This is a genomic window from Muribacter muris (genome assembly GCF_004569585.1).
In the GTDB taxonomy this organism is placed as follows: Bacteria; Pseudomonadota; Gammaproteobacteria; order Enterobacterales; family Pasteurellaceae; genus Muribacter; species Muribacter muris.
In genome coordinates this window covers 35,400-55,345 of record NZ_SPPA01000008.1, presented here as the reverse complement: position 1 = coordinate 55,345, position 19,946 = coordinate 35,400, and the positions used below count along the sequence as shown (strand labels likewise).

The 19,946-nt window shown below is 46.9% G+C and carries 19 protein-coding genes; 8 read left to right on the top strand and 11 right to left on the bottom strand.

Annotated features, from left to right (window positions below; genetic code table 11):
* Positions 1-83: 83 nt before the first annotated feature.
* The 3 genes from accC to E4T80_RS04930 form a co-directional block, all read right to left on the bottom strand.
* Positions 84-1,427, bottom strand: a complete 1,344-nt coding sequence (gene accC / locus E4T80_RS04940; RefSeq protein WP_135055608.1) for an acetyl-CoA carboxylase biotin carboxylase subunit — start codon at positions 1,425-1,427, stop codon at positions 84-86.
* Between the two features lie 74 nt (positions 1,428-1,501).
* A complete protein-coding gene (gene accB, locus E4T80_RS04935; protein ID WP_135055604.1) occupies positions 1,502-1,966 on the bottom strand; it encodes an acetyl-CoA carboxylase biotin carboxyl carrier protein in 465 nt (154 codons plus the stop codon).
* A gap of 158 nt (positions 1,967-2,124) precedes the next feature.
* The gene (locus tag E4T80_RS04930; RefSeq protein WP_135055602.1) at positions 2,125-2,499 is read right to left on the bottom strand and encodes a helix-turn-helix domain-containing protein; all 375 of its coding nucleotides are present in this window, start codon (positions 2,497-2,499) and stop codon (positions 2,125-2,127) included.
* Between the two features lie 149 nt (positions 2,500-2,648).
* Here E4T80_RS04930 and E4T80_RS04925 point away from each other — a divergent pair, with 149 nt between their 5' ends.
* Positions 2,649-3,590 (top strand): Slam-dependent surface lipoprotein, encoded by a 942-nt coding sequence (locus E4T80_RS04925; RefSeq protein ID WP_135055599.1) that lies wholly within the window; start codon positions 2,649-2,651, stop codon positions 3,588-3,590.
* Between the two features lie 55 nt (positions 3,591-3,645).
* On the opposite strand, the gene dsbA is transcribed toward E4T80_RS04925, so the two are convergent.
* Together dsbA and E4T80_RS04915 are read right to left on the bottom strand one after the other, a co-directional pair.
* Positions 3,646-4,284 carry a thiol:disulfide interchange protein DsbA gene (gene dsbA, locus E4T80_RS04920; RefSeq protein WP_135055596.1) on the bottom strand — a complete coding sequence of 213 codons (639 nt, stop codon included), beginning with the start codon at positions 4,282-4,284 and terminating at the stop codon, positions 3,646-3,648.
* A 37-nt stretch (positions 4,285-4,321) separates the two neighbouring features.
* Positions 4,322-4,591, bottom strand: coding sequence for a DUF1040 family protein (locus E4T80_RS04915; protein ID WP_135055592.1), 270 nt, complete (start codon positions 4,589-4,591; stop codon positions 4,322-4,324).
* 83 nt (positions 4,592-4,674) lie between these two features.
* Here E4T80_RS04915 and mobA point away from each other — a divergent pair, with 83 nt between their 5' ends.
* Entirely contained in the window at positions 4,675-5,772 is a 1,098-nt protein-coding gene (gene mobA / locus E4T80_RS04910) for a molybdenum cofactor guanylyltransferase MobA (RefSeq protein ID WP_135055589.1), read from the top strand.
* A 47-nt stretch (positions 5,773-5,819) separates the two neighbouring features.
* Here mobA and E4T80_RS04905 read toward each other — a convergent pair whose 3' ends face one another.
* The 3 genes from E4T80_RS04905 to rpsT all read right to left on the bottom strand — a co-directional run bounded on the left by E4T80_RS04905 (position 5,820) and on the right by rpsT (position 8,922).
* The gene (locus tag E4T80_RS04905) at positions 5,820-6,071 is read right to left on the bottom strand and encodes a DinI-like family protein (protein ID WP_047977696.1); all 252 of its coding nucleotides are present in this window, start codon (positions 6,069-6,071) and stop codon (positions 5,820-5,822) included.
* 268 nt (positions 6,072-6,339) lie between these two features.
* On the bottom strand, positions 6,340-8,478 hold the full coding sequence (gene prlC / locus E4T80_RS04900) for an oligopeptidase A (protein ID WP_135055585.1): 2,139 nt from the start codon (positions 8,476-8,478) through the stop codon (positions 6,340-6,342).
* A gap of 180 nt (positions 8,479-8,658) precedes the next feature.
* Positions 8,659-8,922, bottom strand: a complete 264-nt coding sequence (gene rpsT / locus E4T80_RS04895) for a 30S ribosomal protein S20 (protein ID WP_047977691.1) — start codon at positions 8,920-8,922, stop codon at positions 8,659-8,661.
* Between the two features lie 235 nt (positions 8,923-9,157).
* Between rpsT and murJ the strand changes: the two genes are divergently transcribed.
* Entirely contained in the window at positions 9,158-10,720 is a 1,563-nt protein-coding gene (murJ, locus tag E4T80_RS04890) for a murein biosynthesis integral membrane protein MurJ (protein WP_135055582.1), read from the top strand.
* Here the strand turns inward: murJ and E4T80_RS12970 are convergent.
* A complete protein-coding gene (locus E4T80_RS12970) occupies positions 10,717-10,965 on the bottom strand; it encodes a hypothetical protein (RefSeq protein WP_194188937.1) in 249 nt (82 codons plus the stop codon). The genes murJ and E4T80_RS12970 overlap by 4 nt on opposite strands.
* A 24-nt stretch (positions 10,966-10,989) precedes the next feature.
* On the opposite strand from E4T80_RS12970, the gene E4T80_RS04885 reads away from it, so the two are divergent.
* On the top strand, positions 10,990-12,201 hold the full coding sequence (locus tag E4T80_RS04885; RefSeq protein WP_135055579.1) for an acetate kinase: 1,212 nt from the start codon (positions 10,990-10,992) through the stop codon (positions 12,199-12,201).
* Positions 12,202-12,448: 247 nt separating this feature from the next.
* Here the strand turns inward: E4T80_RS04885 and E4T80_RS04880 are convergent, their stop codons facing one another.
* The gene (locus E4T80_RS04880; RefSeq protein WP_135055577.1) at positions 12,449-14,074 is read right to left on the bottom strand and encodes an ABC transporter substrate-binding protein; all 1,626 of its coding nucleotides are present in this window, start codon (positions 14,072-14,074) and stop codon (positions 12,449-12,451) included.
* Between the two features lie 79 nt (positions 14,075-14,153).
* Between E4T80_RS04880 and pcp the strand changes: the two genes are divergently transcribed.
* Positions 14,154-14,792, top strand: coding sequence for a pyroglutamyl-peptidase I (gene pcp / locus E4T80_RS04875; RefSeq protein ID WP_135055574.1), 639 nt, complete (start codon positions 14,154-14,156; stop codon positions 14,790-14,792).
* Between the two features lie 64 nt (positions 14,793-14,856).
* On the opposite strand, the gene proS is transcribed toward pcp, so the two are convergent.
* Positions 14,857-16,572: a proline--tRNA ligase gene (proS, locus tag E4T80_RS04870; RefSeq protein ID WP_135055571.1), complete on the bottom strand. Its 1,716-nt coding sequence runs from the start codon at positions 16,570-16,572 to the stop codon at positions 14,857-14,859.
* Positions 16,573-16,940: 368 nt separating this feature from the next.
* Between proS and acpP the strand changes: the two genes are divergently transcribed.
* The 3 genes from acpP (at position 16,941) to glmS (ending at position 19,946) form a co-directional block, all read left to right on the top strand.
* Positions 16,941-17,171, top strand: coding sequence for an acyl carrier protein (gene acpP, locus E4T80_RS04865; protein WP_006249478.1), 231 nt, complete (start codon positions 16,941-16,943; stop codon positions 17,169-17,171).
* A 128-nt stretch (positions 17,172-17,299) separates the two neighbouring features.
* Complete coding sequence (locus tag E4T80_RS04860; protein ID WP_135055568.1) at positions 17,300-18,082, top strand: DeoR/GlpR family DNA-binding transcription regulator; 783 nt, start codon at positions 17,300-17,302, stop codon at positions 18,080-18,082.
* A gap of 31 nt (positions 18,083-18,113) precedes the next feature.
* On the top strand, positions 18,114-19,946 hold the full coding sequence (glmS, locus tag E4T80_RS04855) for a glutamine--fructose-6-phosphate transaminase (isomerizing) (RefSeq protein WP_135055565.1): 1,833 nt from the start codon (positions 18,114-18,116) through the stop codon (positions 19,944-19,946).

The window sequence follows — 19,946 nt, the reverse complement described above, 5'->3', positions numbered from 1 at the left end:
AGGACAGCAAGCGGTTACTTTCAACCTCTTTTCTGTAAAAAATAAGGCACGCATATGCGTGCCTTATTATTGTCAAAATGATCTTATTTCAAACCCAATTTTTTCTCTAAATAGTGAATATTGGTGCCGCCTTTGCGGAAATTTTTATCCTCTAGGATCTGCTGGTGCAACGGGATATTGGTTTTGATCCCGTCAATGATCGTTTCCGACAACGCATTTTCCATTCGGCGAATGGCTATATCACGGCTCTCGGCGTAGGTGATCAATTTCCCGATCATTGAATCGTAGTGCGGCGGCACGGAATAGCCGGCGTAAATGTGGGAATCCCAACGTACGCCCAAACCGCCCGGCACGTGCAAACGGGTAATTTTACCCGGCGACGGTAAAAAGGTGTTCGGATCTTCGGCGTTAATCCGGCACTCCATTGCGTGACCGCGCACCTTAATATCTTCCTGCTTAATTGAAATCGGTAAGCCGGCGGCAACCCGTAACTGCTCTTTCACCAAGTCCACTCCGGTGATCATTTCCGTTACCGGATGCTCTACTTGCAAGCGGGTGTTCATTTCGATAAAATAAAATTCACCGTTTTCGTATAAGAACTCAAACGTCCCTGCGCCACGGTAGCCGATTTCCAAGCACGCTTTCGCACAACGCTCGCCGATAAAACGGCGTAACTCTTCGCTAATCCCCGGTGCCGGTGCTTCTTCCACCACTTTTTGATGGCGGCGTTGCATTGAGCAATCCCGCTCCGCCAAATAGACAGCATTGCCGTGGGTATCTGCCAGCACTTGAATTTCGATATGGCGTGGATTTTCAAGGTATTTCTCCATATACACCATATCATTATTGAACGCCGCCTTCGCTTCGGACTTCGTCATTGCGATCGCTTCTTCCAAATCTTTCTCGTGGTGAACCACCCGCATACCACGCCCGCCACCGCCGCCGGAGGCTTTGATAATCACCGGATAGCCGATGCGTTTGGCGATCTCTTTATTTTTTGCCGCATCATTGCCCACCGGCCCGTCCGATCCCGGCACACAAGGCACGCCGGCTTTTTTCATTGCGTTAATCGCCGACACTTTATCGCCCATTAAACGAATAACCTCAGCCGTCGGCCCAATAAAAATAAAACCGGAGGTTTCCACTTGCTCGGCAAAATTGGCATTTTCCGATAAAAAACCGTAACCGGGGTGAATCGCATCCGCACCGGTAACTTCTGCCGCAGCAATAATGCGGGGAATATTCAGATAACTTTGTGTTGAAGGCGCAGGCCCGATGCAGATCGTTTCGTCCGCCAGTAAGACGTGTTTTAATTCACGATCGGCGGTTGAATGCACCGCCACGGTTTTGATCCCCAGCTCTTTACAGGCTCGCAAAATCCGCAATGCAATCTCGCCACGGTTTGCAATCACCACTTTTTCTAACATTTGCGTGTCCTTTTAAGGTAACAAGCGGCGAGTTTTTGCAGATTTTTTGCCGGCACGCACCGCTTGTCAGAAGATTATTCAATAATAAAGAGTTTTTGATCAAACTCGACCGCTTCACCGTCATTCACCAAAATCGCTTTAATTGTGCCGGCTTTATCAGACTCAATACGGTTCATCATTTTCATTGCTTCTACAATACATAACGCATCGCCAATGCTTACTGTTTGTCCCACTTCTACGAACGGCTTCGCTTCAGGGCTTGGGCTACGGTAGAACGTCCCCACCATCGGCGAAAGTACCGCGTGGCCGGACACATCCGCTGCTGCGGGTTCGGCTGCTGCCACCGCAGGCGTCGCTGCCGGAACAGCTGCCGGTGCAACCGGTGCTTGCGGCGCTACCGCATATTGTACTGCCGCAGGTGCTGCCGCCGGCGCAGCACGGCTAATACGCACTGTACCCTCTTCTTCAGATACTTCTAATTCAGTGATACCTGATTCTTCAACTAATTCGATAAGTTTTTTAATTTTGCGAATATCCATTGTGAGATCCGTTTGTCAGTTTAAAAATAAATCATACCCGACCCGTTTAGCCGAGAAAAACCTGCGTAGGTTACCTGAATTTGCGCCATTTTGCGATGAAAATCTTGCAAAATTGGCGAAAAGCCGTCAATTTCACAACTGATCGTAGCAGTAGCCTGCTATTTGTTGATGGAATCCAAAAAATTGATCAGATTACGTTTTTGCTCGTTCGAGAGCTTCGCCCAATGATAGTCCAACCGCTGTTTAAGTGCATCGTTGCGGATCGGCACATAATGCTCTTGAACGGAAAAAGTCAGGTTTTCCGCTTTGCTATCGGCAAAAAACCAGCTAATCGGCGTGTTTAAAATCACCGCAATATTGACTAAGTGAGCGACATTAATTTTAGTTGCACCCCGTTCATAGCGGGAGAATTGCTGCTGCGAAACCCCAATCTGCTCCGCTAAATTTTCGGCGGTTAGCCCAACTTCTTTGCGTCGCTGCTGTATTCTTTTACCAATTGCCAAATCCACTTCCGCTGCAATAAATCTGCTCATTTTCATTTTCCAACTGCTGTACTCATTGAGCGATTATTTTTAGGATTTATACGCTTGCATTGATTGTTACGAAGTAGTATATTTTCTTAAATACTCAATCATTGATTATTTTTACTATTTTACTTACCTTAGTGCTAGGAGATTAAAAAATGAAACCGTTCAAACTCACCACCAGCCTATTAGCAACACTGATTTTAACCGCCTGCGGTGGCGGAGGGGGCAGTTCCCATTCCGATACGCCAAAAGCGGTCAATCCCACCGTATCCAAACCTACTCAGACAGCACCTTCTCAACCTACGGCTTCGCCAAATACTGCGACCTCTCAAGCACAGCCCCAACCCACTACCCCAAATGCAGAAGCCTCTTCATCATCTCAACCTTCTGTTAAGCCCAAAGTCAATACAAAGCCCCACACTTTTGTTGAAGTGAGAGAGCTGCCAAAAGGCGAGGTCAAAACCGAAGATATCGGCTTTGGCACACTCACAGGCTACAATAATCAATACTCTTTCAGCGGTGCTTGGCGAGAGCAGAAAACGTCTGCTGAAATTGTTGTCGATACCATTAAAATGCCGCTTGCTAAAAGTTTAAAACTAGGCGGTTTAACAGGCTATGCCTTAGCCAATACGCTTGAGGCGGCTTGGAACGCTGGGCTCAAAAATCCAGACAGAGAAATTTTCTACTTCGGCGATGAAACACCAAGTGCAACTGTTGATAATCTTAGAGGTAAAGCAACTTATTCCGGCGTTGCCAGCCGTTATGACAACGTAACCAGTGAAGTGAAAAATATTGGTACTTCGACCCTCTACGCCGATTTTGATAACAAAAAACTTAACGGGAAACTGGCTATTGACGGACTATGGCGAAGAAATATTTCGCTCAAAGATACCGACATTGTCGGCAACAGCTTCAAAGGTAAAGCCGTAGCGGGCGAAGGTCATCTTTTAAGAACGGTTGAAGGGGCATACGAGGGGAAATTCTTTGGGCCGAATGCTGAAGAAATTGCAGGTAAAGCCATATTTAAAGGTGAGGCGATTATTGGTCAATTAAAAGATCTTGACACCAGTTTCAGTGCAACTAAAAAGACAAAATAACGATAACAAGCGGTGGGATAAGGGAAAAATCTTGCAAAACCCCACCGCAAACAGCTTATTTTTTGATTAAATAAATTGCAGCATCAACATAACGGTCGACAAATTCACCCATTGAGGAGACATCGGAAAAGCCTTCCGCATTGATCTGAAACCGCTCATTCACAAAAAATGCCGGCACACCGCGCACTTTAAAGCTCTCCGCTAGTTGTACCTGTTTATTGACTAACCCGTTTACCGCAAAACTGTTGATACCGCCGTCAAACTGCTCGGCACTCACGCCATTTGCGATAAAGATAGTGCGAATATCGTCCATTGATTTAATCGCATCTTTTTGGGCATTTTCAAACAACGGCGTTTTCACCTTATCTTCCACGCCCAATGCCATTGCTAACGCCCAAGCCCGAGTTAAATTTTCAGATTGACGACCTAAGAAATTCACGTGGTACTGTTTCAGCACCGCGCCTTCCGGCAATTTTGCCTTAATTTTGCTTGGAATTTTATAATTTAATTCAAAATCATAGCAGTGCGGGCAGTAGAACGAGAAAAACTCGACCACTTCTTTTTGAGTAGAAGGCACTTGGCGGACTTCAATATAGTGCTTGCCTTCACTAAAATCCTGCGCCATTACGCTCGGTTGAATCGCAAAAAGGGCAGATAATGCCACGAAAACGGCCTTCAAAGGTAATTTTTTCATTCAGATTTCCTCTTTATTAAAAATGTGTTCGACCAAATCAATCGGTTAAAATTCCACGAGCTCGCAATAATGCGGTTTTAAAATCATCTTCATAATCTTTTTTCAGCCCCGGAATAGCCTCCGCTTTGTCCTTGCCCCGCATTTTGAGCTGATAAATCAGCACCTCATCACACAGTGCATCTAATTGTTGCGGTTTGCCCACTTCTTCCGCCAACTTATGCAATAAATCCAGCAAATGTAAATCCGGTTCTTTGCGCCAATGCTCGCCGAGTAATTCCAACATTTCCTCTAAACGCTTACATTTCATTTCACAATCCTTAAAAAAATTTGTCGAAAACAGGGCTAAATCATATACTGTTACCCCTCATTTTGCAAAATAAGGGGAGAAAAATGACGCACATTTCCGCTGTGATTTTAGCCGGTGGGTTAGCCCGCCGCTTAAACGGCAAACCGAAAGGATTGCAACACTGGGCAGGTAAACCTCTCATTAGCCATATTCTTGAACGGCTACGCCCACAAGTTTGCAATATTGTCTTGAATATCAACCGCTTGCAAGCCGAATACGATCGCCTCTACCCCGATTTACCCCAATACGCCGATCAGCTACCCGATTTCCAAGGGCCGTTAAGCGGTATGCTGTCCGGTTTTACCCATATTAATGGGGATTACCTGCTATTCGTGCCGTGCGACAGCCCGTTACTTCCCGAAAATTTGCTCAAAAAACTGCATACGGCAATCACGATCAACCAAGCACAGATCGCCTATGCCCACGATGGTGAACGCCCTCACCCGACATTTGCCCTGCTACATCGCAACGTTGAACCTGCCCTGAAAACCTATCTGACACAAGGGCAACGCCGTTTATTGCATTTCTTTGCGACACAAAAAAGCGTGGCGGTCGATTTTTCCGAACAACCACAGGCTTTCCACAATTTTAACTGCGAGGCAGATTTTGCAAGCGGGCAGATGCTATTCCCATTTTGCAAAACGCCTATTTTAGCAATTACCGGACACAGCGGTACGGGCAAAACAACCTTGTTGGAAAAGTTGATCCCTCTCTTAAACCAACGGGGGCTGCGGGTCGGGCTGATTAAACATTCCCATCACCATATTGAAGTGGATAAAGTCGGCAAAGACAGCCACCGTTTGCGGCTGGCAGGGGCAAACCCGACAATGATTGCTTGCGATCAACGTTGGGCATTGATGACCGAAACACCCCACCCTGCGAGCTTCGCCCAGTTGGTAGCCCAATTTGACAGCCAGCCACTTGATCTCATCTTGGTCGAAGGTTTTAAACACGAACCATTACCCAAAATTCAGTTACACCGTCAAGGCATCACTAAACCTTTACCGGAGATGGATGACTTCACCCTCGCCACCGCCACGGATTACCCTTTAGCAAGAGAAAACCTCTTAAATATCAATAATATCGAGCAAATCGCTGATTTTATCTTGGGTTATCTGCAAAAGCCGATATCAAACGGCTGAGCAAATTGATGCTACGGGGCGTTATTGTGCCCCGTTCCAAATAATACTTAATCCTCAAGCAAAAACGGATCGTCCCACAGTTCTTCCAAGAAGGCTAAAAAGTCTTCTTTTTCATCGCCCCGAAAGCCCGAAATATCAAAACCGGAAGCACTGGAAAAGCGTACCCTCACATTCACATCCTCAAATTTCTCTGCAATGCGCTCCGGCAGCCTTTCCAACAATTTATCCATTGTCTGCTCTTGCATTGCTAGCTTTTTCGTATCACGTTCTTTCACAAAACGTATATCCAACACTTTCATACCGACTCCTCATTTACTGTTTAGATAAACAGTATAATACAGTATTTTTCCACCCTGTCAATAAATACAGTGGTTTAATTTTGCAAATAAAAAGGCGAAACCGACCGCTTGTCCGCTTCGCCTAATACTTGATCGCTCAATGAGAATGGTAAGTTAAATTTGCGACATTATGTAGCCGTTACACAAAATTAAATGATTGCTATACGTTAGTACCCGCACCATTTTGTCGGGCAAAAAAACGGCACAACCCAAGTTGTGCCGAAAGGGGTTATAAAATGCCCTGCTGTTTGAGCAACGCATCAAGACGGGGTTCTCGCCCCCGGAATTGTTTGAACAATGCCATTGGTGAGCGTGTGCCGCCTTGGGATAAAATGTGATCCACAAAGGCTTGCCCGACCTCGCGGTTTAAAATGCCTTCTTCTGCAAAGCGGGAGAAGGAATCCGCCGCCAAAACGTCCGCCCACATATAGCTGTAATAACCTGCCGCATAGCCGCCGGCAAAAATGTGGTTAAAGGCGTTTTCAAAACGGTAATAAGGCGGCAATGCCACCACCGACACTTGCGCTTCTACCTCGTTTGCAATTTGGCGGACAAACCCGGCTTTTGTCGGTTGATATTCGGTATGCAGGCGGAAATCCAACAAGCCGTACTGTAATTGCCGCCCCATTTTATAGGCAAACTGGTAATTTTGCGCCTGTAAGATGTTCTCTAATAACTTATCCGGCAACGGTTCACCGGTGTCGATATGACCGGAAATCAACTTCAAAGACTCCGCCTGCCAGCACCAATTTTCAAGCATTTGGCTCGGGTACTCCACCGCGTCCCAAGGAACACCGTTAATACCGGATACCGCCACCACCTCCACTTGGGTCAGCAAATGGTGCAGGGTATGTCCAAATTCGTGGAACAGTGTTTCCACCTCTTGATGTAACAGCAGTGAAGGCTTGTCTTTCAACGGTTTGGTGAAATTACACACCAAAAACGCAACCGGTTTTTCAAGGCTACCGTCCGCTAATTTTTGGCGGGAGATCACGCCATTCATCCACGCACCGCTGCGTTTATTTTCACGGGCGTAAGGGTCGAAATAGAACGAACCGAGTAGCTGATTTTGCCCGTCAAACACGTCAAAAAAGCGTACGCTGTCGTCCCACACATCCACGCCGTCTTTTTGCAAAATAGTGAGGTTAAACAACCGCTTGCAGATCTCAAACAAACCTGCCAGCACTTTTTGTTCCGGAAAATAAGGACGCAGTGCTTCGTCATTGACGGCATAACGGCTGTTCTTCTGTTTTTGACTGTAAAATGCAACGTCCCACGCTTTCAAGGTTGGCACGCCAAATTCGGTTTTGGCGTACTCGGCAAGTTCCGCGAGCTCTTTTTGCGCTTGCGGGCGGCTGCGTTTGACCAAATCGTTCAAAAAATCCAGCACTTGCTGCGGATTTTCCGCCATTTTGGTGGCGAGGGAATAGTCGGCATAGCTGTCAAAATCGAGTAATTTCGCCAATGCGAAACGCTGGGCTAAAATTTGGTCGATAATTGGGCTGTTATCCAGTGTGTGATCCGATAATTCGGACGCTCGACTGACGTAGGCTTTGTACACTTCTTCCCGCAGTGCCGCATTTTCGCAATAGGTCATCACCTCCGAGTAGCTCGGATAATCAAGGGTAATGCGGTAGCCGGACTGGTTTTTACTCTCCGCCGACTCTTTCGCTGCCGCCAATGCCCGCTCGCTCAAGCCGGCGAGTTCAGCGGGATCTTGAATGCGTTTTTCCCATTTTGCCGTCGCGTCCAGCACATTATTGCTAAATTTGCTGCCCAATTCGGAAAGCGTTTGCATAATTTTGGCATAATCCGCCCGCTTGTCTTCAGGCAGGCTAATGCCGGATAAGCGGAAATCCAGCAACACATCGTCAATCGCTTTTTGTTGGGCGAGGTCGTATTGCTGAAATTCAGGGCTAGCTTTCAGGGTCAGATAGGCTTGGTATAAGGCTTGATGCTGCCCCGCCCAAGTGCTGTAATCGGTCATCGATTTTTGTGAGACTTCGTGGGCTTTGCGAATGGCGTCATCGCTTTTTACCCCTTTGAGATGCCCGACAAGCGTCCACACCTGCGATAATTTCGTATTAACGTCCGCCAACGGCAAATAGAAATTTTGCCAAGTGGGGTTGGTTTGGGCAGACAGTTTATCGGTCAGGGTTCGACACTCGGCAATCAGAAAATCGATCGCCGGCTTAACGTGTTCCGGCTTGATTTTGGAGAATGCCGGCAAGCCGCTAAAATCCAGTAGCGGATTGCCCTGCAAGGCAGCCGGCACATTTAAGCGGCTCTGTCCGGCAAACACATATTTCGGCAAAGTCAAATAGGCTAAACCGAGCGAGGTGAATTGTAAAAATTGACGGCGTTGCATTTTCTTACTCCCTTTATAAAAAGAATGTGGGCATTCACCCTAACACAACGGCAACGAAAAGCAAGCCGAATTCCCCCGCCTGTGCTACTCAAATTTATCGCTGCAAAGACACAAAAACAGGTTTTCAACCGATAAAAAAACCGACCAAGCGGTCGGTTTTTTCTCAAAATTGGCAAAAAATTATGCTAATTTTTTGATTTGTGCAGCTAATTTTGATTTGTGGTTAGCCGCTTTGTTTGCGTGGATTAAGCCTTTAGAAGCCATTCTGTCCACCACTTTTTGCATTTCAACGAAAGCAGCTTGTGAAGCGGCTTTATCGCCAGTTGCTACTGCTGCGTAAACTTTTTTGATGAATGTACGCATCATTGAGCGTTGGCTTGCGTTGTGTTGGCGACGTTTTTCAGATTGAATCGCGCGTTTTTTTGCTGACTTGATATTAGCCAAGGTCAAACTCCTAAAAAATATCTGTGTAAAAATAAAAAACATAAAACCGCAGTTTTATGTGCTATCGATAGTTTAAAGTTTCATTTTCAACGAGACACGGGCTTGAAAATAACATCGTTCACGCAAGAACGGTTCTTGTGTAAAAGATAGGGGCGGATTTTAGCAGTTTTTTTCTGATTTTCCTATAACAAACTGCTAAAATTCCGATCAATTTTTACTTTACACCGAGAACATTGTGAGCAAAAAATTATTAAAATCGGGAATGATCGTCAGCACAATGACCCTACTCTCCCGCATCTTAGGCTTAATCCGTGATATTGTGGTGGCAAATTTATTGGGCGCGGGCGTGGCAGCCGATGTCTTTTTATTTGCCAACCGCATTCCGAACTTTCTGCGCCGATTATTCGCCGAGGGCGCATTTTCTAAAGCCTTCGTGCCAGTGTTAGCGGAATATAACGCCGATAACGATATTGACAAAACCCGTGAATTTATCGCCAAAGTATCCGGCACATTGGGCGGCTTAGTTACAGTTGTTACCCTTGTCGCAATGCTTGCCTCACCGATAATCGCGGCACTATTCGGCACGGGCTGGTTTGTCGATTGGCTTAACGGCGGCGAAAATGCGGATAAATTCACCCAAGCCTCACTATTGCTGAAAATCACTTTCCCTTATTTATGGTTTATCACGTTTGTGGCACTATCCGGCGCGGTGCTGAATACCCTCGGCAAATTCGGTGTAATGGCGTTCTCGCCGGTTCTGTTGAATGTAGCGATCATTGCGGTCGCGATGTGGGGTGCACCCTATTTTGACTCGCCCGATACGGCTTTGGCGTGGGGGGTATTTTTAGGCGGTTTACTGCAATTTCTCTTCCAAATTCCGTTTATGAAACAGACGGGGCTATTGGTCAAGCCGAAATGGGCGTGGCACGATGAGGGGGTGAAAAAAGTGCGGAATTTGATGATTCCGGCACTGTTCGGTGTTTCCGTTACTCAGCTTAACCTGCTGCTCAACCAAGTGATCGCCAGTTTTCTGGTTACCGGCTCGATTAGCTGGCTCTACTATGCCGACCGCCTAATTGAATTTCCCCTCGGCTTATTCGGCATTGCCATTTCCACTGTGATTTTGCCGAGCCTTTCCCGTATTGCTAAACAGAAAGCGTTAAATGATGCCGAACGCCAATTCCAAAGCACAATGGATTGGGGGGTAAGAATGGTGCTGTTGCTCGGTATTCCGGCGATGATTGGAATGATGATCCTCGCCGAACCCTTGATGATGACAATGTTTATGCGGGGTAAATTCCAGCTCACTGATGCTGTTGCCGCCGCCCAAGCTCTGTTTGTAATGTGTTTCGGGCTCATCAGCTATATGTTGATTAACGTGCTGGCTAACGGCTTTTATGCTCACCAAAACACCAAAACGCCGGTCAAAATCGGCATAATTGCCGCCGTCAGCAATATCGGCTTCGGCGTATTTGCCATCCCGTTCGGCTATTTAGGTTTGGCGATCGCCTCCACCTTATCGGCAGCAGTGAATATGAGCCTGCTCTATCGAGGCTTAGCCCAACGCAACATTTATAATCTCAGCGGTAAAACGGCAATTTTTGCGCTGAAGTTGTTGATCGCCGGTTGCATAATGGGCGCAGCCGTCTCCTATTTCTGCCCAGCCCTCGAACAATGGTTCGTGCTGTCGCTCTGGCAAAAAATTCACTGGATTGTCTGGTTAATCGGCTTAGCCGTCATCAGCTATTTCCCGACCCTCTGGTTGTTAGGGGTGCGAAAACAGGATTTTCGTGCTTAGTTTTTATCGGCAAGCGGTCTGTTTCCAGCAAAAATAGGCAGTGTTATGTCGGCGTTGTAAAAACTAAATGCTTGCTCACGGGTAAACGCACCGCTTGCGTCCATTATATTTTGCAAAAAATAGCGGGCAACCGACCGCTTGTAACCTACGCATTTTATGATCTCTATCACAAAATTGCGGTTTGGTGGTTGATTGTGGGAAGCTTTAAAACTATGCTGAAACCTTTCGGCAATTGCTTTAATCATAACATCTAATATGGGGGAATTATAATGTCGAAGCAACATAATATCTTGGTGATTAACTGTGGCAGCTCATCGTTAAAATTTTCGATTATCGATCCGCACAGTGAAGAAAGCCTGCTGTCCGGTTTAGCGGAATGTTTGGGGCTGGCAGAGGCAAAAATCAGTTGGAAATATGCAGGCGAGAAATTTAACGCGCCCCTCGCCCCTCACGCGACCCATACCGATGCACTGACCTTTGTTACCGATAAGATCCTTGCCGATTACCCGCAATTAAAAGAGAGCATTCAAGCCATCGGGCATCGCATCACCCACGGCGGCGAAAAATATCATCAGCCGACCTTGATCACCGAAGAAGTCATCGGCGAAGTGGAAAAACTGTTTGAGCTCGCCCCGTTGCACAATCCCGCAAATATTATGGGGGTACGCGCGGCACAAACCGCCTTTCCACACTTAAAAGCCAAAAATGTGGCGGTGTTTGATACGGGCTTCCACGCCACGCTGCCTGCCCACGCTTACCTCTACCCGCTACCGATTTCCCTCTATGAGCAATACGGCATTCGCCGCTACGGTTTCCACGGCATCAGCCATTATTACATTGCTTATAAAACGGCGGAGCAGCTCGGCAAGCCGTTATCCGATTTGAATATGATTAGCTGCCATTTGGGTAACGGTGCATCCATCACGGCAATCAAAAACGGCGAGAGTATTGATACCTCAATGGGCTTCACACCGTGCGAAGGATTAGTAATGGGGACACGCTGCGGTGATATTGATCCGGCGTTGTTAATTTACCTCAAACAGAAATTGGATCTCTCCACTGAAGAAACCAGCAACTTAATCAACAAACAATCGGGCTTGCTCGGCTTGAGCGGTAGCAGCAGCGATTTCCGCTACATTACCGAACATTACGAACAAGATAAAAATTGCCGCATTGCGTTGGAAGTCTATATTCACCGTTTGGTAAAATATATAGGTGCTTATGCGATGCTACTCGACAATCAGCTTGATGCGATTGTATTTACCGGCGGGATCGGCGAAAACTCCGAACTGGTACGCCGCTTGGTGTTAGAAAAACTGACCATTTTAGGCTTTGAACTCGATCAGCAACGCAACCTTGCCGCCCGTTTCGGCAACAGCGGTGAAATTACTACCGAAAAATCGCTGCATTCTGCCTACGTCATTCCAACTAATGAAGAACTGGTGATTGCTAAATATACCACCGGCTTTTTCGCAGCATAATTACAAAAAATCAATATTCTGTAGCCGTTGCACAAAGTTGTTTTTTGTTCGCTTGTAGGGACACACTGCGTGTGTCCTTTATAAAAATCAAATTATTTCAATAGGTTAAAATCCGGACACACGCAGTGTATCCCTACATTCTGTTAAAATGTCTATTTTTGTGCATTTGCTACATAATACCGCAAAAAACTCAACGTAAAAGACCGCTTGCAAGCGGTCTTTTTAGATGATTATGTGGCAAAACCGATTATTCGGTTAAGTAGAGATTGCGAATATAGTAATAATCCTGCGGATCGGTGGTGGTAAAGCCTTTGACATAGGGTTTCACCAAGCGTACATTCACCGAGTTATATACCGGTACAATCGGGTATTGCGCCATAAAGGCTTGCTCTGCTTTGGCGTAAATTTCACTGCGTTCTTCCGCTGTTTTGGCGTAGTATGAGCTTTCAATCAACGCATCATAGGCGGCGTTTGAGAAAAATGCATCGTTATAGCTACTGTTGGTTAGGAAGTTATTTTGGAAAGCGGTCGGGTTGTTGTATTCTCCCTGCCAAGCAGAGCGTGAGACATCAAACAAGCCCTGATTGCGTGTCGCCAAAAAGGTTTTCCATTCCTGATTTTCCAACGAAACTTGCACCGCACCGTTGGTATTCGCTTTCCACATTGAAATCACTGCAATCGCAATTTTCTTGTGATTTTCAGAGGTATTATATAACAAGTTGAATTTTAAAGGATTTTGCTTATCAAAGCCTGCCTCTTTGAGCAATTCAATCGCTTGCTGATTACGTTCTGCTTGCGACAATTTGGCATAAGCGGGCGACTGAATTTTCTCCCCTTCACCAATATAATTCGGCGTGTGAGTGTAGGTGGGCGTTTGCCCCATTCCCAGCACTTTATCGGTAATAATGTCTCGTTGCAGTGCGAGGTTTAACGCTTTACGCACCCGTATATCATTAAACGGTGCTTTGGCGTTATTAAACGCATAGAAGTAGGTGGCAATGGTGCGGGTGGTGTAGAGTTGATCGGCTAATTCTGCCTTGAGTTTGGGGTAAAGATCGGCAGGAATGCCGGTGCTTGTCATATCCAAATCGTTGGCTCGGTAGCGTGCGACATCGGCATTGGCGGAGGCAAGTGAAAGCAAGGTCGCTTTGTTGATCACCGTTTCTTTGTCGTTCCAATAATGAGCATTACGCGTAAAGACCAATTTTTCGTTTAGCACTCGCTCGGCAAGCGTGTAAGCGCCATTGCCGACAAAATGCCCGACTTCTATCCATTTATCGCCAAATTTGTCCACGCTCGCTTTGTGTATCGGCACAAGAGCGTGAGACACTAACATTGCAGGCAAATACGGCACGGGCGAGCTTAAATTGAGCTGTAAAGTGTGAGCGTCTAAGGCTTGAATACCCAGTTCGGTGGGGGATTTTTTACCGTTGATGATGTCAGTGGAGTGGTTGAGTTTGAGCTTTTCAAGGTAGCTCGCATAGGGTGAGGCGGTTTTGGGATCGGCTAACCGTTGCCACGCATACACAAAATCATCGGCAGAAAGCGGATCGCCGTTAGACCATTTTGCCTCTCTAAGTTTAAATGTCCACCGGGTAAAATCCTCGTTGCTGTGCCATTCTGTTGCCGTACCTGCTTGGATATTTCCCCATTGATCTCGAACCACCAGCCCTTCAAACAGTTGGCGGATAATCACCGCTTCGGGAATGCCTTCCACTTTATGCGGATCGAGTGAGGCAGGTTCTGCGCCGTTGTTAATCACAATTTCCTGCTTGGCTCTCAGCTTAACCCCCTCAGGCACAACAGCAGCGGTGGCAGATTGCCCCGCGATAAGCAGAGTCAGTGTCGTCAGTAAAAATGTTGTCTTTTTCATTCATTCGCTCCTGTTAGTGTTATAATTTGTTCAATAAACTAGCATAAAAGTTAATTTAATGTAAACAGAAATGATGCCTATGAAAAAAGTCCTTTTAACCGGCTTTGAGCCGTTTAACCACGAACCGATCAATCCCTCTTGGGAAGTGGCAAAAGTGGTCGCAGAACAGAGTGAGAATGTAGTGGCTGTACAACTGCCCTGTATGTTTGATCGTGCCTTAACCGAACTGTTCGCTAACATTGAAGCCATTCAGCCCGATGTCGTGATCTGTATCGGGCAGGCAGGGGGTGTGGCAAATTTGCAAATAGAGCGGGTGGCAATCAACTTAAATGATGCAGCCATTCCCGATAACGCAGGGCAACAGCCGATTGATACGGCGGTTGTACCGAATGCCCCGAACGCCTATTTTGCTACGCTTCCTTGCAAAGCGATTGTACAAGCACTCAAAACCGCCGGCATACCTGCCGCATTATCGCTGTCAGCAGGGAGCTATGTGTGCAACCACACGATGTTCGGGCTACTGGATTATTTGGCGAAAAATACCCCGAACTGCCGAGGCGGTTTTATCCATATTCCATTTTTATTGGAACAAGGCGTACGACACCGAAACGCGCCGACAATGGCACTGGATACCTTAGTGCAAGGGATTAAAATCGCTATTCAAACAACATTAACCAAAGAGACCGATCTCCACATAGCCGGCGGTGCGATTTACTGATTTACACAAAACCAAAATAAAAAGACCGCTTACAAGCGGTCTTTTTTGAAGCATTTTTTGCAAATTAAGCGTTGAGCTGCCCTTTGATGAAATCCAGGATCTGATCTTTAGCGATCATCTGTTTTTCACCGTGGCGGCGGTTTTTGTACTCAATTTCGCCGTTATCGAGGTTTTTCTCGCCGATGACGATCATATGCGGCACGCCGATCAATTCCATATCGGCAAACATCACGCCCGGACGCTCTTTGCGATCGTCAAAAATCACCTCTACCCCTTGGGAGCGTAAAGTGCGGTACAGTTCCTCGGCAAACGCCTGCACTTTTTCCGATTTGTGCATATTCATCGGCACAATCGCGACCGTAAACGGTGCAATTTCATCGGTCGGCCAAATAATGCCGCGTTCGTCGTGGTGCTGTTCAATTGCGGCAGCGATCACACGGGTTACGCCGATGCCGTAGCAGCCCATAATTAAAGTTTGCGGGCGACCGTCTTCGCCTTGTACGGTCGCATTCATCGCTAGGGAATATTTATCGCCGAGCTGGAAAATATGCCCGACTTCAATCCCCCGCTTGATTTGCAATGTGCCTTTGCCGTCCGGACTCGGATCGCCTTCAACTACATTGCGTAAATCCGCCACTTTTGGCAAGGCGACATCCCGTTCCCAGTTCACGTTGAAATAGTGTTTGCCGTCAATATTTGCGCCTGCACCAAAATCGCTCATTAAGGCTACGGAACGGTCAATAATCATCGGAATATTGAGATTTACCGGCCCGAGCGAACCAACGCCCGCCCCGATTTTTGCCTTAATCTCTGCTTCATCGGCAAAGGCAAACGGCTCGGCAACTTCCGCCAGTTTGGTGGCTTTGATTTCATTTAAGTCGTGATCGCCACGCACGATTAACGCAACAAGCGGTTGGTTTTCGTCCGCTCCTTTCACAATCAGGGTTTTAACCGTTTTTTCGATTGGCAAACTAAATTGTTCGACCAATTCCGCAATGGTTTTTGCATTCGGCGTATCCACCAATTCCAGTGCTTTGGTAGGGGCTTGACGTTCTCCCACGGCGATTGCTTCGGCAAGTTCAATATTCGCCGCATAGTTGGATTCGGTCGAGAACACCACGTCATCTTCACCACTTTGAGCTAATACTTGGAACTCGTGCGAGGCACTGCCGCCGATCGAGCCGGTATCCGCTGCGACCGGACGGAAATCCAATCCTAAGCGGCTGAAAATATTGCTGTAAGTCTGGTGCATTACGTCATAGGTTTCTTGCAACGATTCGCGGTTGGTGTGGAACGAGTAAGCGTCTTTCATTAAAAACTCACGCCCGCGCATTACCCCGAAACGTGGGCGTACTTCGTCACGGAATTTGGTTTGAATTTGGTATAAATTGAGCGGTAGTTGGCGGTATGAGCTGATTTCACGGCGGACTAAATCGGTGATCACCTCTTCGTGTGTCGGACCAAGCACAAAGGCACGGTTGCCGCGGTCGTTAAACCGTAATAACTCGGGGCCGTAGTCGTCCCAACGTTGCGATTCCACCCATAAATCCGCCGGCTGTACCACCGGCATTTCCACTTCCAGCGCGCCGGATTTATCCATTTCTTCACGGATAATGTTTTCCACTTTTTTCAATACCCGCAAACCCGTTGGTAACCAGTTGTATAAACCGGAGGCGAGGGGGCGGATCATTCCGGCACGCAGCATCAGTTGGTGGCTGACTACTTGAGCGTCATTCGGGGTTTCTTTTAAGGTTGAGAATAAATATTGGCTTGTACGCATTGTGTGTCCTGTTTCATCAAATTAAAAATGCCGTATAAATTCGGAAAATCGGCTTATTCTAAAACAAAATGAGCGAGGATCGGCAAACAATTTTCGCATTTGCAAAAAATTTGCCGCATCTGACCGCTTGTATCGGGAAATCAAGCCAAAATTGGCGTTCGATCAAAAATCCCCTATGGATAATTTGCCGTCTTCTGTGGTAGAATGCGGTCGCTTTTTCGCTCCGCTGCTGAGCAAAACGATTTAGTTCAGGTGTGGGGAAAAGCGTAATCTGGTTTGACTTCTGCCAAAAGAGGTTGAATTTAGAGGAATTTTCTTTACACTGTTTAACTCTCGCATTTAGGCGAATTTTACATAGGAAACACAAAATGAGCATTGAAGAACGCGTAAAAAAAATCATCGTTGATCAATTAGGTGCTAAAGCGGAAGATGTGAAACCTGAAGCTTCATTCATTGAAGATTTAGGCGCAGATTCACTTGACACTGTTGAGCTTGTGATGGCTTTAGAAGAAGAATTCGATATTGAAATTCCTGATGAAGAAGCGGAAAAAATCACAACCGTTCAATCTGCGATTGACTACGTACAAAACAATCAATAATTTATGCGTAAATTTGAGGTGGCAATAGCCACCTTTTTTATTGACTGCTATTTTCGCTTTTCTTTCCGATCTTTTCCCGCTATAATCCGCAACAAATTTTCGAAACGAAAGATAAATCATCAACAAATATGTCGAAACGAAACACACAACAGCGCCGCCAATTCATTGCCAATTTAGTGCAGTCTGAAGGCGAAGTGAGTGTAGAGCATTTATCCAACCTGTTTGAAACCTCTGAAGTAACGATCCGCAAAGATTTAACCGCCCTGGAAGAAAGCGGTTTTTTACTGCGCCGTTACGGCGGTGCTATCAAAATGCCGTCCGAGTTGAATGATGAAACGCCGGAAAAACTTTCGAACCAAAAGTTAGCCATCGCTCAAACAGCGCTCCGACAGATACGGGATCACAACCGTATCATCATTGACAGCGGCAGCACAACGGGGGCATTAGTCAAACTGCTCGATCAAACCGGCTTGGTGGTAATGACTAACTCTCTCGCCCTCGCCAATGAATTAACCGTCTTAGAGTGTGAACCGACCGTGTTGATGACCGGCGGCACTTGGGACGCCCGCTCCGAATCCTTTCAGGGCAAAGTCGCAGAAAAAGTGTTGCGTTCTTACGATTTCGATCAACTGTTTATCGGCGCAGACAGCCTCGATCTCGCACGGGGTACAACCACCTTTAACGAGTTGGTCGGGCTAAGTCAAGTAATGGCGGACGTTTCCCGTGAGGTGATTGTGTTGATCGAATCCCAAAAAATCGGGCGAAAAATGCCCAATATCGAACTTGAATGGCAACAAATCGACAAACTGATTACCGATGATGAGTTGTCTGACGAAGTGAAATCCTGTCTCGAACAGCAAGGGGTGAAGGTGATTATCGCAAAAAACAGCGAAAATCCGCCCGCTTGTTAATCTATTTTAATTTTATAAAGGAAAAGCAATTATGTGTGGAATTGTCGGCGCAGTCGCGCAACGTGATGTCGCAGAAATTTTAGTGGACGGTTTACACCGTTTAGAATATCGGGGTTACGACTCCGCAGGGGTGGCGGTGCTAAATGCCGATCACGAACTGCAAATCGTCCGCCGGGTCGGCAAGGTGAAAGCCTTAGATGATGCCCTAGCACAATCGCCGATTTTAGGCGGGACGGGTATTGCTCACACCCGCTGGGCGACCCACGGCGAGCCGTCCGAAACCAATGCTCACCCGCACCGTTCCAGCAACATTGCGGTGGTACACAACGGTATCATCGAAAACTATGAGGAATTGCGTGAAACCCTGCAACAACGGGGCTACGTTTTCCAATCCCAAACGGATACGGAAGTGATTGCGCATTTAGTCGAATGGGAACTCCGTTCTACCGGTACTCTGTTAGAAGCAGTACAAAAAACCGTTGTTCAACTGCGTGGCGCTTACGGTACGGTGGTAATGAACCAAAACGAGCCAGAACATTTGGTGGTGGCTCGCTCCGGCAGCCCGTTAGTGATCGGCTTGGGAATGGGCGAAAACTTCCTCGCCTCCGACCCGCTGGCACTGCTTAGCGTTACCCGCCGTTTCATCTACCTTGAAGAAGGCGATGTGGCTGAAATCAGCCGCCGCAGTGTCGAGATTTACGATCAAAACGGCATTAAAGTCGAACGAGCTATCCACGAGGGTAACTTTGAAGCCGATGCGGCAGATAAAGGCCCATACCGCCACTATATGCAAAAAGAGATTTTTGAGCAGCCGGTGGCGATCCGCAATACCCTTGAAGGTCGTATTCATAATGACAAAGTGGTGATTGACGCTATCGGCAAAGACGCAGAGGCTATCCTAAAACGCGTTGAGCATATTCAAATTGTGGCGTGCGGTACGTCTTATAATGCGGGTATGGTTGCACGTTATTGGTTTGAGTCGATTGCAGGGGTAAGCTGCGATGTGGAAATCGCCTCCGAGTTCCGTTATCGCAAATTTGTTACCCGCCCGAACAGCTTATTGATCACACTTTCTCAATCCGGCGAAACGGCAGATACCTTGGCGGCATTACGTTTAGCGAAAGAGTCGGGCTATATGTCGGCAATGACTATTTGTAACGTGGCAAGCTCGTCCCTTGTACGCGAATCGGATTTCGCTTTTATGACAAAAGCGGGCGTCGAAATCGGCGTAGCATCAACTAAAGCGTTCACCACCCAATTAACCTGTTTATTGTTGTTAAACGTAGCACTCGGTCGCTTAAAAGGCACGGTCAGTGAAGCGCAGGAACAGCATATTGTTCAAGCCTTACAACGCCTGCCGGCACAAATTGAAAGTGCGTTAGTATTTGATAAAGCGATCGAAAAACTGTCCGAAGATTTCGCGGACAAACACCACACACTGTTCCTCGGACGTGGTGAGTTTTACCCAATCGCAATGGAATCGGCATTAAAGCTCAAAGAGATTTCCTATATTCACGCCGAAGCCTATGCCGCCGGTGAATTAAAACACGGCCCGCTTGCGCTGATTGACAGCGATATGCCGGTGATTGTCGTTGCGCCGGAAAATGATCTGTTGGAAAAAGTAAAATCAAATATTGAAGAAGTGCGGGCAAGAGGCGGTCAGCTTTATGTGTTCACCGATCACGATGCCGGCTTTAGCGAAAGCGAAGGCTTTAAGACCGTGGTCTTCCCGAAAGTGGACGAGGTTACCGCCCCGATTTTCTACACTGTGCCGTTACAGTTACTCTCTTACCATATCGCCCTAATTAAAGGCACTGATGTGGATCAACCGAGAAACTTAGCCAAAGCGGTTACGGTAGAATAA

What these genes read in the sequence shown, in the direction of transcription:
- accC (WP_135055608.1), bottom strand. Translation starts at nt 1,427, where the DNA reads ATGTTAGAAAAAGTGGTGATTGCAAACCGTGGCGAGATTGCATTGCGG.
- accB (WP_135055604.1), bottom strand. Translation starts at nt 1,966, where the DNA reads ATGGATATTCGCAAAATTAAAAAACTTATCGAATTAGTTGAAGAATCA.
- E4T80_RS04930 (WP_135055602.1), bottom strand. Translation starts at nt 2,499, where the DNA reads ATGAGCAGATTTATTGCAGCGGAAGTGGATTTGGCAATTGGTAAAAGA.
- E4T80_RS04925 (WP_135055599.1), top strand. Translation starts at nt 2,649, where the DNA reads ATGAAACCGTTCAAACTCACCACCAGCCTATTAGCAACACTGATTTTA.
- dsbA (WP_135055596.1), bottom strand. Translation starts at nt 4,284, where the DNA reads ATGAAAAAATTACCTTTGAAGGCCGTTTTCGTGGCATTATCTGCCCTT.
- E4T80_RS04915 (WP_135055592.1), bottom strand. Translation starts at nt 4,591, where the DNA reads ATGAAATGTAAGCGTTTAGAGGAAATGTTGGAATTACTCGGCGAGCAT.
- mobA (WP_135055589.1), top strand. Translation starts at nt 4,675, where the DNA reads ATGACGCACATTTCCGCTGTGATTTTAGCCGGTGGGTTAGCCCGCCGC.
- E4T80_RS04905 (WP_047977696.1), bottom strand. Translation starts at nt 6,071, where the DNA reads ATGAAAGTGTTGGATATACGTTTTGTGAAAGAACGTGATACGAAAAAG.
- prlC (WP_135055585.1), bottom strand. Translation starts at nt 8,478, where the DNA reads ATGCAACGCCGTCAATTTTTACAATTCACCTCGCTCGGTTTAGCCTAT.
- E4T80_RS12970 (WP_194188937.1), bottom strand. Translation starts at nt 10,965, where the DNA reads ATGATTAAAGCAATTGCCGAAAGGTTTCAGCATAGTTTTAAAGCTTCC.
- E4T80_RS04885 (WP_135055579.1), top strand. Translation starts at nt 10,990, where the DNA reads ATGTCGAAGCAACATAATATCTTGGTGATTAACTGTGGCAGCTCATCG.
- E4T80_RS04880 (WP_135055577.1), bottom strand. Translation starts at nt 14,074, where the DNA reads ATGAAAAAGACAACATTTTTACTGACGACACTGACTCTGCTTATCGCG.
- pcp (WP_135055574.1), top strand. Translation starts at nt 14,154, where the DNA reads ATGAAAAAAGTCCTTTTAACCGGCTTTGAGCCGTTTAACCACGAACCG.
- proS (WP_135055571.1), bottom strand. Translation starts at nt 16,572, where the DNA reads ATGCGTACAAGCCAATATTTATTCTCAACCTTAAAAGAAACCCCGAAT.
- acpP (WP_006249478.1), top strand. Translation starts at nt 16,941, where the DNA reads ATGAGCATTGAAGAACGCGTAAAAAAAATCATCGTTGATCAATTAGGT.
- E4T80_RS04860 (WP_135055568.1), top strand. Translation starts at nt 17,300, where the DNA reads ATGTCGAAACGAAACACACAACAGCGCCGCCAATTCATTGCCAATTTA.
- glmS (WP_135055565.1), top strand. Translation starts at nt 18,114, where the DNA reads ATGTGTGGAATTGTCGGCGCAGTCGCGCAACGTGATGTCGCAGAAATT.